Source organism: Microbispora sp. NPDC004025 (genome assembly GCF_053604425.1).
This window is the reverse complement of the sequence record NZ_JBSGHN010000002.1, coordinates 344,479-360,609: the sequence shown is the minus strand read 5'-3', so window position 1 is coordinate 360,609 and position 16,131 is coordinate 344,479. Positions and strand designations below refer to the sequence as shown.

10 protein-coding genes and 1 pseudogene are annotated in these 16,131 nt (G+C 72.3%); 3 read left to right on the top strand and 8 right to left on the bottom strand.

The features are described 5' to 3' along the window. Positions 1–44: 44 nt before the first annotated feature. Positions 45–461: a ferritin-like domain-containing protein gene (locus tag ACWEQG_RS06030; RefSeq protein ID WP_346224084.1), complete on the top strand. Its 417-nt coding sequence runs from the start codon at positions 45–47 to the stop codon at positions 459–461. Between the two features lie 226 nt (positions 462–687). Here the strand turns inward: ACWEQG_RS06030 and ACWEQG_RS06025 are convergent, their stop codons facing one another. From ACWEQG_RS06025 to ACWEQG_RS05990, 8 genes and pseudogenes are all read right to left on the bottom strand, one after another. Next, positions 688–1,533 carry a helix-turn-helix domain-containing protein gene (locus ACWEQG_RS06025; RefSeq protein ID WP_452282154.1) on the bottom strand — a complete coding sequence of 282 codons (846 nt, stop codon included), beginning with the start codon at positions 1,531–1,533 and terminating at the stop codon, positions 688–690. Between the two features lie 67 nt (positions 1,534–1,600). Continuing rightward, positions 1,601–1,816: a hypothetical protein gene (locus ACWEQG_RS06020; RefSeq protein ID WP_182905752.1), complete on the bottom strand. Its 216-nt coding sequence runs from the start codon at positions 1,814–1,816 to the stop codon at positions 1,601–1,603. A gap of 41 nt (positions 1,817–1,857) precedes the next feature. Next, entirely contained in the window at positions 1,858–3,690 is a 1,833-nt protein-coding gene (locus tag ACWEQG_RS06015; protein WP_452282152.1) for an acyclic terpene utilization AtuA family protein, read from the bottom strand. Continuing rightward, positions 3,687–4,499: an enoyl-CoA hydratase-related protein gene (locus ACWEQG_RS06010; protein WP_452282151.1), complete on the bottom strand. Its 813-nt coding sequence runs from the start codon at positions 4,497–4,499 to the stop codon at positions 3,687–3,689. The genes ACWEQG_RS06015 and ACWEQG_RS06010 overlap by 4 nt, the downstream gene beginning before the upstream one ends. Before the next feature lie 497 nt (positions 4,500–4,996). Beyond that, positions 4,997–6,937: pseudogene (locus ACWEQG_RS06005) on the bottom strand (acetyl/propionyl/methylcrotonyl-CoA carboxylase subunit alpha); the annotation flags it as partial. Between the two features lie 67 nt (positions 6,938–7,004). Further along, positions 7,005–8,603: an acyl-CoA carboxylase subunit beta gene (locus tag ACWEQG_RS06000; RefSeq protein ID WP_452282149.1), complete on the bottom strand. Its 1,599-nt coding sequence runs from the start codon at positions 8,601–8,603 to the stop codon at positions 7,005–7,007. A gap of 155 nt (positions 8,604–8,758) precedes the next feature. Further along, complete coding sequence (locus ACWEQG_RS05995; RefSeq protein WP_452282147.1) at positions 8,759–10,699, bottom strand: protein kinase domain-containing protein; 1,941 nt, start codon at positions 10,697–10,699, stop codon at positions 8,759–8,761. A gap of 54 nt (positions 10,700–10,753) precedes the next feature. Then, positions 10,754–12,097 (bottom strand): FAD-binding oxidoreductase, encoded by a 1,344-nt coding sequence (locus tag ACWEQG_RS05990; RefSeq protein ID WP_452282868.1) that lies wholly within the window; start codon positions 12,095–12,097, stop codon positions 10,754–10,756. A gap of 206 nt (positions 12,098–12,303) precedes the next feature. Here ACWEQG_RS05990 and ACWEQG_RS05985 point away from each other — a divergent pair, with 206 nt between their 5' ends. Both ACWEQG_RS05985 and ACWEQG_RS05980 read left to right on the top strand, forming a co-directional pair. Continuing rightward, on the top strand, positions 12,304–15,060 hold the full coding sequence (locus ACWEQG_RS05985; protein WP_452282146.1) for an immune inhibitor A domain-containing protein: 2,757 nt from the start codon (positions 12,304–12,306) through the stop codon (positions 15,058–15,060). Positions 15,061–15,176: 116 nt separating this feature from the next. Next, the gene (locus ACWEQG_RS05980) at positions 15,177–16,106 is read left to right on the top strand and encodes a diacylglycerol/lipid kinase family protein (RefSeq protein WP_452282144.1); all 930 of its coding nucleotides are present in this window, start codon (positions 15,177–15,179) and stop codon (positions 16,104–16,106) included. The last annotated feature ends 25 nt before the right edge of the window (positions 16,107–16,131 follow it).

Below are 16,131 nucleotides of genomic sequence, written 5' to 3'. Positions count from 1 at the left end.
TCAGCGGGTACGTGATGGGCCTTTGGAGCGACGAAAGGAGTCCCATGGACACCGAGGGCTTCATCGCCCTGCTGAACGAGGATCTGGAGAGCGAGTACCGCTCGATCGTGCAGTACGTGCAGCACGCGGCCACCATCAAGGGCGCGGAGTACCTGTCGATCATCGAGGAGCTCAAGGAGCACCTCGGTCAGGAACTCAACCACGCGAGCACGCTGGCCGAGCAGATCGACTTTCTCGGCGGCGTACCGAGCGTCCGCGTCCCCGAGGTGCCGGTGGCGACCGACGGCGCGGACGCGCTCCGGCTCGATCTCGAGTTGGAGCAGGAGCAGCTTCGCCGCTACCGCGAGCGCGTGGAGCAGGCCCAGGAGCTCGGCCTGAGCGACGTGGCCGAGGCGCTGCGCCCGCTGCTGCAGCAGACGCAGGACCACGTCATGGACCTGCAGACCGCCCTCGGCAAGTGACCTGACGGGCGGGGCGAGCCGGGGTACGGCGCGTGCCCCGGCGGCGCGGCCTCGGCGCGGTGGGCCGTATGAGGGCCGGCGCGATGCACGGCGGAATGGCCGGCGGCGATGGCTCGGAGCGACAAGTCGGTGCGGAGGGTCGCGTGGTTCGTCGGCGCGATCGGCCGCGATGGGTCGGTGTGGTGGGTAGTCGTGATACTCGGCCGCGCTTGGTCGGCGCGCTTTGTCAGCGCGGCCGGGCGTAGTCGTCGAGGGCGCGCACGATCAGCGCTCTCGCGTCGTCGCGGAAGGCCGCGACCTCGCAGAACTCCTCGAACGCCTGGGCGTAGAAGGCGACGTCCGCGGCGTCGCGCAGCAGCAGGTCCCTGGTCCTGGTCGCCACCCCGACCATGCAGTCGTCGTAGAGCCAGAACGAGTTCATCAGGGCGGACGGCAACTGCGCCTCGAACGGCAGCAGCCCGAACTCCACGTTCGGCAGCGTGGTCACCGCGATCAGCCGGTCGAGCTGGCCGCGCATCACGTCCGGGGGCGCGAGCCGGTAACGCAGCACCGCTTCCGGCATGACGAACCGGAACCGCCGCGCCGGGTCGTACAAGATCTCCTGGCGGCGCATGCGGATCCGGATCGCGTCGTCCACGTCGTCGGTGGACTCGTGCACCCGCCTGACCTTGCCGAAGATGTGCCTGGCGTATTCGGTGGTCTGCAGCAGGCCGATCACCACGCCCGGCTCGAACGCCCGGAACAGCCGGGTGCGCGTCTCCAGCTCGCGGATGTCCTCCTGCAGCGCGGCGAGGCCGTTCCTGTGCCGCTGCCGCCAGGAGTCGTGCCGCTCGAGCAGGCCGGCCGCCTGCCGGATCAGGTCGTCGATCACATGCGGGTCGGCGTCCACCGCCTTCCCCCAGGCGGTCACGTCGTCCTCGGTGGCGGTCTGGCGCGCGTTCTCGATGCGCGAGACCTTCGACGGCTGCCAGCGCAGCCGCTCGGCGAGGTCCTTCCCGGACAGCCGGGCGTTCTCCCGCAACTGGCGTAGCTGGGCTCCCAGGTCCATGCGGGCCTGATGGAAACCGCTCACTTCCACCTCCGGCCGTGGTGCGGTCCAAGGTAGACCCGGCGCGCCGGATCATGCCAGACGGCGGCCCTCAATCGTGATCGGACAGGACCCGCCGGGCGATCTCGACGAGCAGTTCCCTCGGCACCTCGACCGCGGTCTCCCCGTCGAGCACGTGGCGCAGGTCGGCGCGGGCCTCACGGTCCACGACCTCCAGGCCCTGTACGACGATCGTGCCGCGGTCGGTCTCGTAGAGGGAGGGGCAGGCCCCCGCCTCGGACGTGGAGCCGAGAAAGCGCAAACGCATGTCCTTTTCTCCCGATTCGCGGCAATCGCGGGCAATCCTAGTCACGATGGGATGGGCACGCACACGGCGCGAAGACGCTCACCGAGCGCCTTGGCCTGGGCGTCGAGAAGCGGGCTGGCGGCCACGCCTCTGCCCAGCAGCCCGTGGACGACGAAGTTCAGCGCGTGCAGGTTCGGCAGCGCGAACCGGTCGATCGGCAGGCCGCCGACCTCCGGCAGCAGTTCCCTGAGCCGGTCCACGGTCAGGAACGCCGCGAGCCACGGGTATCGGGCGGGGTCGCGCACCCAGACGCCGAGGTTGGCGTCGCCGCCCTTGTCGCCCGAGCGGGCGCCGGCGACCGTGCCGAGCGGCCTGACCACCCCGGCCGACAGATCCCCGGCGTACGGCGGCACGACGGCGTCGCCGGGCGGTCCTCCCGCCTGCTCGCCCAGCACCGGACCGGGCGGAGCGTACGGCACCTCGACGCGGAGCCCGTCCACGGTCACCACAGGGAGCACGGCCCGCGCCTCGATCGACGAGGGCCAGTAGACGCCGTAGGGAGAGGCGTCGCCGGGCGGCGTCAGGCCGTAGAAGCCGGGGTAGCTCGCCAGGCCGGTCTCCACCACCGCGGAGGAGAACGTTCGCCCGGCCGTGCGCGGATCGGGGTCCATGACCGTGATCCGCAGCAGCGCCGTCCCGGCCGTGCCCACGCCGCCTGTGCCTGTGCTGTCCGTGCCCGTGCTGTCCGTGCCTGTGCTGTCTGTGCCTGTGCCGCTCGCTTCGGGGCCGCTCGGGGTGCCGGGGCCGTCACCCGCGCCGAGGGGGGTCAGTTCCACGTGGACCTGTTCGAACGACTCGCGCGGGACGCGGGCCCAGATCGCCTCCTGCGCGACCCGGGCCTTGGCGGCGAGGTCGAGGCCGGTGAGCACGAGCGTCATCGTGTTGCGGTGGCCGCCCAGGTAGGTGACGGCGACCTTCAGGGTGTCCGGCGGGGGTTCGCCGCGCACGCCCGTGATCCTGACCCGGTCGGGCCCCTCCTGCTCCAGCCGGATGGTGTCGAACCGGGCGGTCACGTCCGGCCCGAGATAGCGCGGCGAGGCGATCTCGTAGAGCAGCTGCGCTGTCACGGTCCCGATCGAGACCAGCCCGCCGGTGCCCGGGTGCTTCGTGATCACGCTCGACCCGTCGGCGTACAGCTCGGCGATGGGGAAACCGCAGCGGGCGAGGTCGGGCACCTCCTCGAAGAAGGCGTAGTTGCCGCCGGTCGCCTGGCAGCCGCACTCGATCACGTGCCCGGCGACGACGGAACCGGCCAGTGGGTCGAGGTCGCCGGGGTCCCAGCCGAACCACCACATGCCGGGCCCGGTGACCAGGGCTGCGTCGGTGACCCGCCCGGTGACGACGACGTCCGCGCCGTGCTCCAGCGCCACCGCGATCGGCCGGCCGCCCAGGTAGGCGTTGGCGGTCAGCGGAGTGGCCCGCAGGGTCTCGCCGGTGTCCGCGTGGACCGGCGGCGCGGCGAGCGGCATGAGGTCGTCGCCGGTGACGTGGGCGACGGCCGCGCGCAGCCCGAGCCGGTCGGCCAGGGCCGACACCGCCTCCGCGCAGCCGGCGGGGTCGAGGCCGCCCGCGTTGGCGACGACCCTGATCCCCCGGTCGAGACAGGTGCCGAGAACCTGCTCCATCTGCGTGAGGAAGGTGCGGGCGTAGCCGGGACGGCCCTTCAGCCGGTTGCCGGCGAGGATCGACATGGTGAGCTCGGCCAGCCAGTCGCCGGTGAGCACGTCGATCGGCCCGCCCTCGACCATCTCCCGGGCGGCCGACAGCCGGTCGCCGTAGAAACCGCCGCAGTTCGCGACCCGCATCGGTCCCGGCCGCCCGGCCTCCGCCGTCATCGCCCGGCGTCTCCGGCCGTGACCTCCGACGTGACCTCCGACGGAACCCAGGCGGCGGGCCGTTTCTCCGCGAACGCCCGGATGCCCTCCTGCCCCTCCGCGGAGGTGAAGCGCTCGGCCGACAGCGCGGCCATCGCGCGAAACCCCTCCTCGACCGGCAGCAGCGGCACCTCCCGCACGAGCCGCTTGGTGATCGCAAGTGCCTCGGGGCCGCCGCGCAGCAGCATGCCGGTGTAGTGCGCGACGGTCGCGTCCAGGTCCTCCTCCGGGACGGCCCGTGTCAGCAGGCCGATCTCCACGGCGCGCGCGGCGCCGAAGACCTCGCCGGTGAGGAGGTATTCGGCCGCGGCCCTGGGGTCCAGACGGCGCAGGCAGGTGACCGCGATCATGGCGGGGACCACCCCGAGCCGCACCTCGGTGAAGGCGAACGACGCGGTCGCCGGGGCGACGGCGAAGTCACATGCCGCCACCAGGCCGAGGCCGCCCGCCCGGGCCGTGCCGTTCAGGCGGCACACGACCGGCTTCGGGCTCTCCCAGATCCGCAGCATGATGTCGGGGAACGACGCGGTGACCGGCGCCCCTCCGCCGCGCTGTTCCTTCAGGTCGGCGCCGGCGCAGAACACCGGTCCCGTGCCCGTCAGCACGATCACCCGTACGGCGGGGTCGTCCAGCGCCCAGGACAGGGCGTCGTCGAGTTGCCGCAGCAGGCGGGACGACAGGGCGTTGCGGTTGTGCGGAGAGTCGAGCGTGATCGTGGCCACGCCGCCCGCCTGCTCCCGGCGTACCAGGACCTCCTGCGGTTCGCTCATGGCTGCGCCGCCTCCCTGCCCGGATTCGCACCGATGTCCGTGCCCCGCGCGCCCGTCTCCGTGCCGATCTCGGCGCCGATCTCCGTGCTCCCGGAAGGGGCCGCCTCCGAGGCCGCCGCAGGCACCGCCTCCGAGGCCGGCGGAGAGCCCGCCTCCGGGCGCGACGGGAGGCCAGTCTCCGGTGGCGACGGGAGGCCCGTTTCCGGGGTGGGCGACAGGCCCGTTTCCGGGGCCTGCGGGAGATCGGCTTCCGGGCCTGCGGGGGAGCCGGTCTCCGCGCCGCCCTCCGCGCCCGGGCCCTGGTCATCCGCCGCACCGGTCGCCGCACCGGTCGCCGCACCGGTCGCCGTGCCGGTCGTGCCGTGCTCAGGGCGGATCTCCGGGCGGTTCTCAGTGCCGTTGTCCGGGCCGTTGTCCGGGCCGTTGTCCGGGCCGATGTCCGGGCCGCTCCGCGCGCCCGGCTCTTCCGGGTGCGGGCCGCCGCCGGGTTCTCCCGGGGCCGACGGCTCGATGACGGCGAGCGGCACGCCCGCCTCGACCTGCGCGCCCGGCGTCACGTGCAGGGCCGTCACCGTGCCCGAGGCGGGGGACACGACCAGATGCTCCATCTTCATCGCCTCCAGCACGACCACCGGCTGCCCGGCCTCGACCACGTCGCCGGGCTTGACCTCGACACGCAGGACCGTACCCGGCATCGGGGCGGGCAGTGCCCCCGGCGTGACGTGCGCGGCCGGTTCGGGCAGCCGCTCGACCGGGGCGAGCCGGACCGGCCCCAGCGCCGAATCGACATGCACCACACCCGGATAGGCGGCCACCTCGAAGGTGTGCCGCAGGCCCGCCGTCTCCAGCACCACCCGTCCCGGGTCCGCCGCCACCAGCATGACGTCCTCGAAGCCCTCGGCCCGCAGCCCGTCCCTGGTCAGCCGGTAGGCGATCTCCAGGCGTCCGCCGTCCTTGGTGCCGAACGCGGTGCGTTGCGGCTGGGAGGGGACGTTGCGCCAGCCGCTCGGCAGCCCGCCCAGCACCCCGTCACGCCGGGCGGCCGCGCGGCCCGCCTCCGCCCCGGCGAGCGCCGCCGCGAGCGCGGACAGCCGTACGGCCTCGGGACCGGCGAGCGACGCCGGAACGGGGTGCCGCTCGAGAAACCCGGTGTCGAGCGCCCCGGACAGGAAGTCCGGATGCCGCAGCACTCCCACGAGCAGGTCGCGGTTGGTCGCCGGCCCGTGGATCCGCGCGCGGGCGAGCGTGTTCGCCAGCCGCCTGGCCGCCTCCGCCCGGTCCCGGCCGTACGAGACGACCTTGGCCAGCATCGGGTCGTAGTGGACGCCCACCTCGGTGCCGGAGACCACCCCGGAGTCGAGTCGCAGCCGCGCCCCGAGACCGAACTCGCCGTCCACGCCGGGGATCTCGAAGCGGTGCAGCACGCCGCTCCGCGGGCGGCCCTCGGAGTCCTCCGCGTACAGCCGGGCCTCGATGGCGTGCCCGACCGGGCTCGGCGGCAGCGCGGCGAGGTGGGCGCCCTCGGCCACCTCGATCTGCAGCCGGACCAGGTCGACTCCGTAGACGCATTCGGTGACCGGGTGCTCCACCTGAAGGCGGGTGTTCATCTCCAGGAAGAAGAACCCCTCGCCGGACAGCAGGAACTCGACCGTGCCCGCGCCCCGGTAGCCGATCGCGCGGGCGGCCCGGATCGCCGCCTCGCTCAGTTCGCGCCGCAGCTCGGGACCGACCGCGGGGGAGGGGGCCTCCTCGATCACCTTCTGATGGCGGCGCTGGATCGAGCACTCGCGCTCGCCGAGCGCCCAGACCGTGCCGTGGGCGTCGGCGAGGATCTGCACCTCGATGTGGCGGGCGCCTTCCACCAGGGGCTCGGCGAACAGCGTCCCGTCGCCGAACGCCGACAGCGCCTCCCGCCGGGCGGACTCGACGGCCCCGGCCAGGTCGGCCGGGTCGCGCACCACCCGCATGCCGCGCCCGCCGCCGCCCGCCGACGCCTTGACCAGCACGGGAGCCGTCATCTCCACCGGGCCGTCCGGGGACAGCGGGATGGTCGGCAGGACCGGCACGCCGGCCTCCGCCATCAGCGCCTTGGCCTCGATCTTCTTGCCCATCGCGGCGACGGCCTCGGGGGAGGGGCCGATCCAGGTCAGCCCGGCGTCCAGCACGGCACGGGCGAAGCCGGCGTTCTCCGACAGGAAGCCGTACCCGGGGTGGACCGCGTCGGCTCCCGCCCTGCGGGCCGCCTCGACGACGCGCTCCGGGTCGAGGTACGCCGACGGGCCGCCCAGCCGCACGGCCCGGTCCGCCTCGGCGACGTGCGGGGCGGACGCGTCGGCGTCGGTGAAGACGGCGACGGTCTCGATGCCCAGTTCCCGGCAGGTGCGGAAGACCCGCCGGGCGATCTCCCCGCGGTTCGCGACCAGCAGCCGCCCGATCATGACCCCTCACCCCCGCCGATCCGCATGAGCCCGGTGCCGGTAAGAACGGTGTCGATGCGCATGCCGTTCACATCCGGAAGACGCCGTAGCCGGCCCGGCCTGCGTCGGGCGCCCCCGCGACCGCCGACAGGCACAACCCGAGCACCGTACGGGTGTCGCGGGGGTCGATGACCCCGTCGTCGTACAGCCGCCCCGACAGGAAGAACGCCGCCGACTCCGACTCGATCTGCGCCTCGACCGCCGCGCGCATCGCCGCGTCGGCCTCCTCGTCGTAGACCTGCCCCCGCGCCTGCGCGGCGGCCCGTCCCACGATCGACATCACACCCGCGAGCTGGGCCGGCCCCATGACGGCCGACTTCGCGCTCGGCCAGCTGAACAGGAAGCGGGGGTCGTAGGCCCGCCCGCACATGCCGTAGTTGCCCGCGCCGTAGGAGGCGCCCATGACGATCGTGATGTGCGGCACGGTCGAGTTGGCCACCGCGTTGATCATCAGTGCGCCGTGCTTGATGATGCCGCTCTGCTCGTACTCCCTGCCGACCATGTACCCCGTGGTGTTCTGCAGGAAGACGAGCGGCGTACGCGACTGGTTCGCGAGCTGGATGAACTGGGCGGCCTTCTGGGACTCCTCCCCGAAGAGCACACCCCGGGCGTTGGCGAGGACCCCGAGCGGATGGCCGTGGACGCTCGCCCATCCGGTGACCAGGCTCGGCCCGTAGAGCGGCTTGAACTCGTCGAAGTCGCTGCCGTCCACCACCCGGGCCAGGACCTCGCGCGGGTCGAAGGGGACCTTCAGGTCCTCCGGCACGATCCCCAGCAGCTCGTCCTCGTCGTGCAGCGGGGCCGCGTAGCCGGCCGCCGGAACGTTCCCCGCCTTGCGCCAGTTGAGCCTCCGCACGATGCGGCGGCCGATCCGCAGCGCGTCGTACTCGTCGGCGGCGAGGTGATCGGCCAGTCCGGAGGCCCGCGCGTGCATCTCCGCCCCGCCCAGCGACTCGTCGTCGGACTCCTCGCCGGTCGCCATCCTCACCAGGGGCGGGCCGCCGAGGAACACCTTGGCGCGCTCCCGCACCATCACGACGTGGTCGCTCAGGCCCGGCACGTACGCGCCGCCAGCGGTGGCGTTGCCGAAGACCAGCGCGATCGTCGGGACGCCGGCGGCCGACAGCCGGGTCAGGTCGCGGAACACCTGGCCGCCGGGGATGAAGATGTCCTTCTGCGAGGGCAGGTCGGCGCCGCCCGACTCCACCAGGTTCACGTACGGCATGCGGTTGCGCAGCGCGATCTCGGCGGCGCGCAAGGTCTTGCGCAGCGTCCAGGGGTTGGACGCGCCGCCGCGCACGGTCGGGTCGCTGGCCGTGACGACGCACTCGACGCCCTCGATCACCCCGATGCCGGTCACGACGCTCGCGCCGACGGGATACTCGGTGCCCCAGGCCGCCAGCGGGGACAGCTCCAGGAACGGCGAGTCGGGGTCGATGAGCAGTTCGATCCGCTCGCGGGGGAGCAGCTTGCCGCGCTCCCGGTGCCGTTCGACGTACTTCGGCCCGCCTCCGGCGACGGCCTTGGCGTGCTCGGCCTCGAGCTCGGCGAGCTTCGCCAGCATGGCCTCGCGCCGCGCGCCGTACTCGCCGCTGGAGGCGTCCAGCCGACTCACGAGCACCGTCATGGCATCACCGAACCCAGTTCTGTCACGTGATGATCCTCCTGATGAGCCGCCGCCGCGTCAACGAGCCGGGCCCGGCCTCCGCCGTCCCGGCCGCTCGTGAATCGGCCGTTCGTCGATCAACCGCCGTCGTCAGCCGCCGTCGTCAGCCGCCGTCGTTAGCCACAGTGCGACCATGAACTGCTCCAGGCGGCGGTGCCGTAGCCGCCGCCCCAGATCACGCACTTGCCCTTGGCGGGCAGCCGGATCGGCCCGGCGTAGACCGTGTAGCTGCCGGAGTCGGTCTTCGACGACCCGTTCTGGACCTTCAGCACCGCGCTCATCTTGATCTTGCTCGACATGACGTACTTCGACAAGGTGATCACGCAGTTGTAGCCGTTCGAGGCGTTGTAGAGCAGGTATGTCGTGGCCTGGCCGTAGGAGTGCGAGTCGACGACGCCGTATCCACTGCCGCACACGCCCTTGGCGGTGTAGGTGTTCAGCTTGGGCGCGGCGGTTTTCGTCGGGGTGGCCTTGGCCGTCGCGCTGGGTTTGGGCGCAGTGGTGGTCTTCGTCGGCGCCGGGGTCGCCTTGGTCGGCGCGGGGGTGGCCTTCGCGGGCGGAGGAGTGGGCTCGGCGGCGCCGGTGGGCTTGACGGTGGGCTTGGCGGCGGCGGTGGGCTTGGCCTGGGCCGGCCCCTTGGAAGGCGACGGCTGCGCCGGACGGGTGCGCGTGGGGGAGACGGCCGGTTTCGCGCTCGGCTGGAGCCGTCGTGCCGAGGGGCTCGGCGAGGGCTTGCCGGGTTTGCGCCCGGTGGGAGTGACCAGCTCGGACGGCTGCGGGATGGGCATCTCCACGTCCTGGGACGGCGTCACCGCGGGCGACGCGGCGGGGCCGAGGGCGTCCTCGGAGGAGATCTGCCGGGCGGAGACCAACGTCGGCACGAGGAAGGCCGCGGCCGCGAGGGCCGACACGCCGACCCCGGCCACCGCCCATGTCAGCACCGGCCGCCGCGGCCTCGTCCCGCCGGCGCCGGACCGGCGCGGTACGGGCGGGACCGGCGCCCCCGCACCTCCCGGCCCGGACGGGGGCACGTGCGATCCCGGTGCCTGAGGTCCCGGCGCCGGTGCGGGGCCGTGCGGTCCTCCTGCGGGTGCCTGCGGGCCGGGTGCCTGCGCCGGGCCGTGCGATCCCGGTGCCTGGGGTCCCGGTGCGTGGGGTCCCGGTGCCTGGGATCCCGGTGCCTGGGGTCCCTGTGTCTGGGATCCCGGCGCCGCCGCCTGTGGTGGGGGCGGCGCGGCGGCGGGCCGTACGGGCGCGGTGGGCTGTCCGGTGAGCCGCGCGACGACGTCCTCGGCCGAGGGACGCAGGGCGGGGTCCTTCGACAGGCAGGCGGCGACGATGTCCCGCAGGGGCATCGCGAGATCGCCCAGGTCGGGCTGCGCGTGCAGGATCCGGGTGATGACCGAGGGGATCGTGTCCGCGCCGAAGGCGGGCTTGCCGGTGGCGGCGAACACCATCGTGACGCCCCAGGCGAACATGTCGGCCGCGGCGCCCGCGGTGCCGCCCGACAGCACCTCGGGAGCCAGGTAGGCGGGCGTTCCGATGGACGCGCCGGTCGCGGTGGCCTGCGGCGAGTCGGGCGCCCTGGCCACGCCGAAGTCGATGACGACCGGGCCTTCCGGGCCCATCAGGACGTTGGCCGGCTTGAAGTCGCGATGGGTGATCCCCGCGCGGTGGATGGCGGCCAGGGCCGTCGCCGTGCTGATGGCGAGCCGTTCGAGCGCGGCGCCCCGGCGCGGTCCCTCGCGGTCCACGAGCTGCCGCAGCGACGGCCCGGACACGAACTCGCTGACGATGAACGGCTGGTTGCCCGCGAGGTCGGCGTACAGGACGGGGGCCGTGCAGAACGGCGCCACCCGCTGCGCGAGCGCGACCTCGCGCAGGAACCGCTCCCGAGCCTCCGGATCGGCCGTCAGCCGGGTGTGCAGCAACTTGACCGCGACCTGCTCGCCCGCCGGGCCCCGGCCGAGGAAGACGACCCCCTGGCCGCCCTCGCCGATCCGGTCGACAAGAGTGAACGGGCCCAGGCGTGCCGGATCACCAGCCTCTAACGCCACAATCGCCCCCGATTACCCCTACAACCTCACAATGGAGGCAAACGCTACCAGCGGTCAGATGGCTTTACCGGGGTTGAGGATGTTCAGTGGATCGAACACCTGCTTGATGCCCTGGTGAAGTTCGGCGGCCACCGGACCGGTCTCCAGTTCGAGCCAGCGCTTCTTCAGCAGGCCGACGCCGTGCTCGCCGGTCAGCGTGCCGCCGAGATCGAGCGCGGCGCGGAAGACCTCGTCGGCCGCGGCCCAGACCTCCGCCGGCGGCTCGGTCAGGCCGCGGTCGAACACGAACACCGGGTGGACGTTGCCGTCCCCCGCGTGCGCGACCGTCGCGATCATCACGTTGTGCCGGGCCGCGACCTCCTCGATCGTGGTGATCATCTCGGGGAGCGCCGAGCGGGGCACGCACACGTCCTCCACCAGGCACTGGCCCAGCCGCTCCTTGGCCTGGTAGGCCAGGCGCCTGATGCCGATGAGCTCGGCCGCCTCCTCAGGGGTGGACGAGACCGCGACGAACGAGGCGGCCGCGCACAGGTCCGCCATCCGGGCCGCCGTCTCGTCCGGCGGGCCCTCGGCCTGGGCGATGAGCATCGCCCTGGTGGACGGCTCGAGCCCGATGTTCTTCCAGTCGTCGATAGCCTGCAGGGTCGTGCGGTCCATCAGTTCGAGCAGCGACGGCTGGCAGCCCGCGGCGACGATCGCCGCCACGGCCGCGGCGGCGTCGCGCAGCGAGGTGAACTCGGCGGCGACCGTGGCCGTCTCGCGGGGCGCTTGCCGTAGCCGCAGCGTCGCGGCGGTGATCACGCCGAGCGTCCCCTCCGACCCCACGAACAGGCCGGTCAGGTCGTAGCCGGTCACGCCCTTCATCGTGCGGCGGCCGGTGCTGAGCACGCGGCCGTCGGCCAGCACGACCTCGAGCCCGAGCGTGGAGTCGCGGGTCACGCCGTACTTCACGCACCGCAGGCCGCCAGCGTTCGTCGCCAGGTTGCCGCCGATGGTCGAGATCTCGTACGACGAGGGGTCGGGGGCGTACATCAGGCCGTGCTCGCGGGCCGCCCGGTCGAGGTCGGCGGTGATGACGCCGGGCTCCACGACCGCGATCTCGTCCTGCGGCGACAGCTCGCGGATCGCGGTCATCCGCGCGAGCGACAGGACGACGCACCCGTCGACGGCGGTCGCCCCGCCGGCGAGCCCGGTGCCCGCGCCGCGCGGGACCACCGGCACGCGGTGCTCGCTCGCCCAGCGCATCGTGGCGACGACGTCGTCGCGCGACTCCGCCAGGACCACTCCGAGCGGCCTGCCCGGCGGCACGAAGGTGCGGTCCCCGGCGTACGAGCCGGTGACGTCGGGATCGGTGAGAACACGCCCGTCCGGCAGCGCCGCGGCGAGCGCGGAGGTCATCTCGTTCACGTCTGGACTTTACGGCACGGTTCGGTATCGGGTCTCATCCGGAATTATTAACGGTTTTCGGTACAGATCACATTTTGACAACCATACCGGCTGGCTCTTTACCCTCCCTTTACCCGCTCGTTTAAGGTCCCGCATGCGCGCTCATCCCGGCGCGCCGTGCATGGGTGTCCGGGGAACCCGGACGGGAAGGGATCTCGTTGTCCAAGAGAATCCGGCGTCTCGCCGCGATCGTGCCCGCGCTCGGGCTGGCGGCAGGAGGTCTGGCTGCGGCCGGTGCGGCTGCGGCGCCCACGGCGGGCTATCAGCCCTCCGCCAAGGACCACTACATCAACTACGCGCCGCCCCGTGTGCAGGGCGACTTCACCACCACCGAGGAGAAGGTCCCCGCCAAGGGCGCCAGACGGACGGCCGCCCTGGCGCGGGCCGTCGACCACAAGTTCGCGAGCGGCAACCCGGTCGCGGCGCGTGTGCTGGCCAAGCACGAGAAGCAGGCGATCAGAACCGGGAAGAACCCCTTCGACTTCATCTACAAGAAGGCGAAGACGACCCGCACCGCCAAGCTGCTCACGCTGCTGGTCGAGTTCAACGACCAGGCCAACGACGACTTCTCGGGCTGGTCGCACCCGAGGACGATCGACGACGTCGACGACTGCATCACCGAGCCGCCCGGCACCAAGCTGAACGGGCCGCTGCACAACACGATCCCCAACCCCGCGACCGCCGCAGGTGGGGGCAAGGACAACAACTCGATGTGGGTGGCGGACTTCAACACCGCCCACTACAACAACATGCTCTACAGCTCGACGGGGATCACGACCCGGGTCCGGCCGGACCTGAAGGACCCCCGGGACGGCAAGAAGGGCATCGACATCTCCGGCTACACCATGAAGAACATGTACGAGGAGATGTCGAAGGGCGCCTACACCGTCACCGGTGAGGCCGTCGGCTGGCTCAAGGTGCCGCACTCCGAGGCGTGGTACGGCGCGGGCAAGTGCCACACCTACCCGCAGGACATGACCGGTCACCCGGACAACCCGCGCGGCGCCGCCCAGCTCGCGGTCGACGCGGTCGACGCGCTCGTGAAGTCGAACCCGAACTTCCCGTGGGCGGACTACGACGTCGAGGACGTCTCCGACGCCGACGGCGACGGCAACTTCGACGAGCCCGACGGCGTCGTCGACCACCTCGTGCTGATCCACGCCGGTGAGGACAAGTCGGGCGGCGGCGGCAACGAGGGCACGATGGCCCTGTGGGCCCACTCCAGCGACGTCGCCGGCGGTTACACGGTCCCGGGCACCAGCATCAAGATCTCCAACTACATCCTCCAGCCCGAGGACTCCGGCGTGGGGGTGTTCGCCCACGAGTACGGTCACGACCTCGGCCTGCCGGACCTGTACGACACCACCGGCGCCGGCGACTCCGACGTCGACTTCTGGGACCTGATGTCGAGCGGCTCGCACTCCGGGCCGATCTTCCAGTCGATGCCGACCCACATGGGCCTGTGGGACAAGTGGGTGCTCGGCTGGGCCAACCCGAAGGTCATCGAGCAGGGCGGCAAGACCGAGCTCGTGGCGGTCGGCCAGACCTCGCGTACGCCGAAGGGCACCGAGGACGGCGTCCGGATCAACCTGCCGGAGAAGCTGAACATCATGTCCACCCCGCACAGCGGGTCGAACCTGTGGTGGTCCAACAGCGACCAGAACTGGGCCGACAACAAGCTGAGCAGGGCCCTCGACGTACCGGCCGGGCCGGACGCGAAGTTCTGGTGGTGGAGCGACTGGGGCATCGAGGCCGACTGGGACTTCGGCTTCTTCGAGGTCTCCGCCGACGGCGGCGCCACCTGGACCGAGCAGAAGATCTACAACGAGGACGGCAGCCTCGCCAGCACCGGCGACGACTACGCCGACCCCAACGGCCGCCTGAAGGACTACGGCGGCAAGAAGTACGGCCTCACCGGTGAGAGCGGCGGCTGGCACCACCTGTACGTCGATCTCGCGCCGTTCGCGGGCAAGTCCGTCCAGATCCGCCTGCGCTACGCCACGGACGCGGCGTCCATGCAGCGCGGCTGGTTCAACGACGACTTCTCGCTGAACAACGGCGCCACCGCGGTCTGGACCGACGACGTCGAGGGCGGCGCCAACGGCTGGACGGCCACCAAGGGCACGTTCACCGACAGCACCGGCGCCGGCTGGGTCATCCACTCCGGCCGGGAGCAGGCGGCGCAGTACTACCTGGCCGAGTGGCGCAACTTCGACGGGTTCGACAAGGGCCTGCAGTACGCCTACGACTCGACCTGGCTGCGCGACGGCGCCTGGAAGGTCGAGAAGGTCAAGTACAACGCCCCCGGCCTGCTGGTCTGGTACCGCGACACCGCCGTGGCCAACAACGACGTCTCGGGCCGCACGTTCGACCTGCCGTCGGTGGGCCCGAAGGGCGAGCTGCTCATCGTGGACTCGCACTTCGACCCGCTGCGCCGTACGGGCACGGCGGCGGAGAAGGACCCGACGGTTCTGAAGAACCTCCCGTCCCGCCCGCAGTCGTCCAACGCGGCGTTCAACTTCGTCGGCACCTACCCGTTCAAGGAGTGCATCGAGGGCGAGCCGTTCACCGAGTACTGCACCTCGTTCGGCAAGCAGGCCGCGGTGACCTCGTTCACGGACGCCAAGGGCTGGTACCCCGGCCTTGAGGTCCGTGACGGCACGCTCTACTTCCGTCAGCGTGACTCCTCGGCCGTCGTCCCGTCCAAGGGCAACCAGCCGTACACGACGAGGGTCGTCAACGCGGACGGCACCCCGGCGAAGGACCTGTACGGCACCGACCTCGGCGACGGCCTCGTTCTCGGCTCCGGCAACCCCGGCGACGAGGGCAAGCAGCTCGGCGTGCAGGTCAAGCTGATCAGCCCGCTGCCGGCCAACCTGGGGGCGCTCGTCCAGATCACTCCCGCCAAGAAGTAGCCGCCGCCGGCTGGTAAAGCCCCGCGCGGTTCCGTGCCCGGCCGCCGTCCGCCCCCCCGGACGGCCGCCGGGCACTCTCATGCGCGCCCGGGCCCGCAGGCCCCTAGCATGTGAGCGTGCGGAGCAAGGCGGATCACACGGCTGCCATCCACCGGGAGCGGCGGGCCGCCGTCGTCGTGAACACGAAATCCCGGCGAGGTCGCCGCCGCTACGCCGAGGTGGTGCGGCTGCTGCGGGACCGGGACTTCCGGCTCACCGGCGTCCACCCGGTCACCGACCCCTCCCGGCTGCGCGACGTCATCACCCGCGCGCTCGAACAGCAGCCCGACCTGCTCGTGGTCGGCGGCGGCGACGGCACGCTGAGCAGTTCGGTCAAGCACGTGGCCGGCCGCGACGTCGCCCTCGGCGTGCTGCCGCTGGGCACCACCAACAACTTCGCCCGCAGCCTCGGGCTGCCTCTCGACCTCCCCGGTGCGGTCGGCGTGTTCACCGAGGGCAAGGTGGCCGACATCGATCTCGGCATCTGCGGCGACCGGCCCTTCGCCAACCTCGCGAGCTTCGGCGTCTCGGTCGAGGTGGCGGGCACCGTCAAGCCGTGGCTCAAGCGGATGCTCGGGCGGGCGGCCTACCCGCTGACCGCGCTCACGATCCTGCCCGGGCACCGGCCGTTCCGCGCCTACATCACCGTGGACGGCAAACGCCACGAGCTGCTGACCCACCAGCTCAACATCGCCAACGGCCGCTTCCACGGCGGGTGGCAGATCGCCAGGGACGTCAGCATCGACAACCGCAAGCTGGTGGCCTACCAGCTCGGCTCGGGCAAGCGGCTGCGGCTGCTGGGGGAGACGCTCGTCCGGGCGACCACCGGCAGGTGGACCAGCCTCGCGGGCGGGCCGTTCGTCACCGGTCAGGAGATGCTGCTGGAGACCGACCCGCCCATGGCCGCCGACATCGACGGCGAGGTGCGGCTGCGCACCCCGCTCGTGCTCAGGACCATCCCGAACGGCGTCCGCGTGATGGTCCCGCAGAGCTTCGAGGACACCTGATCCCTGCCGGGGTCGTGTTCCGTGA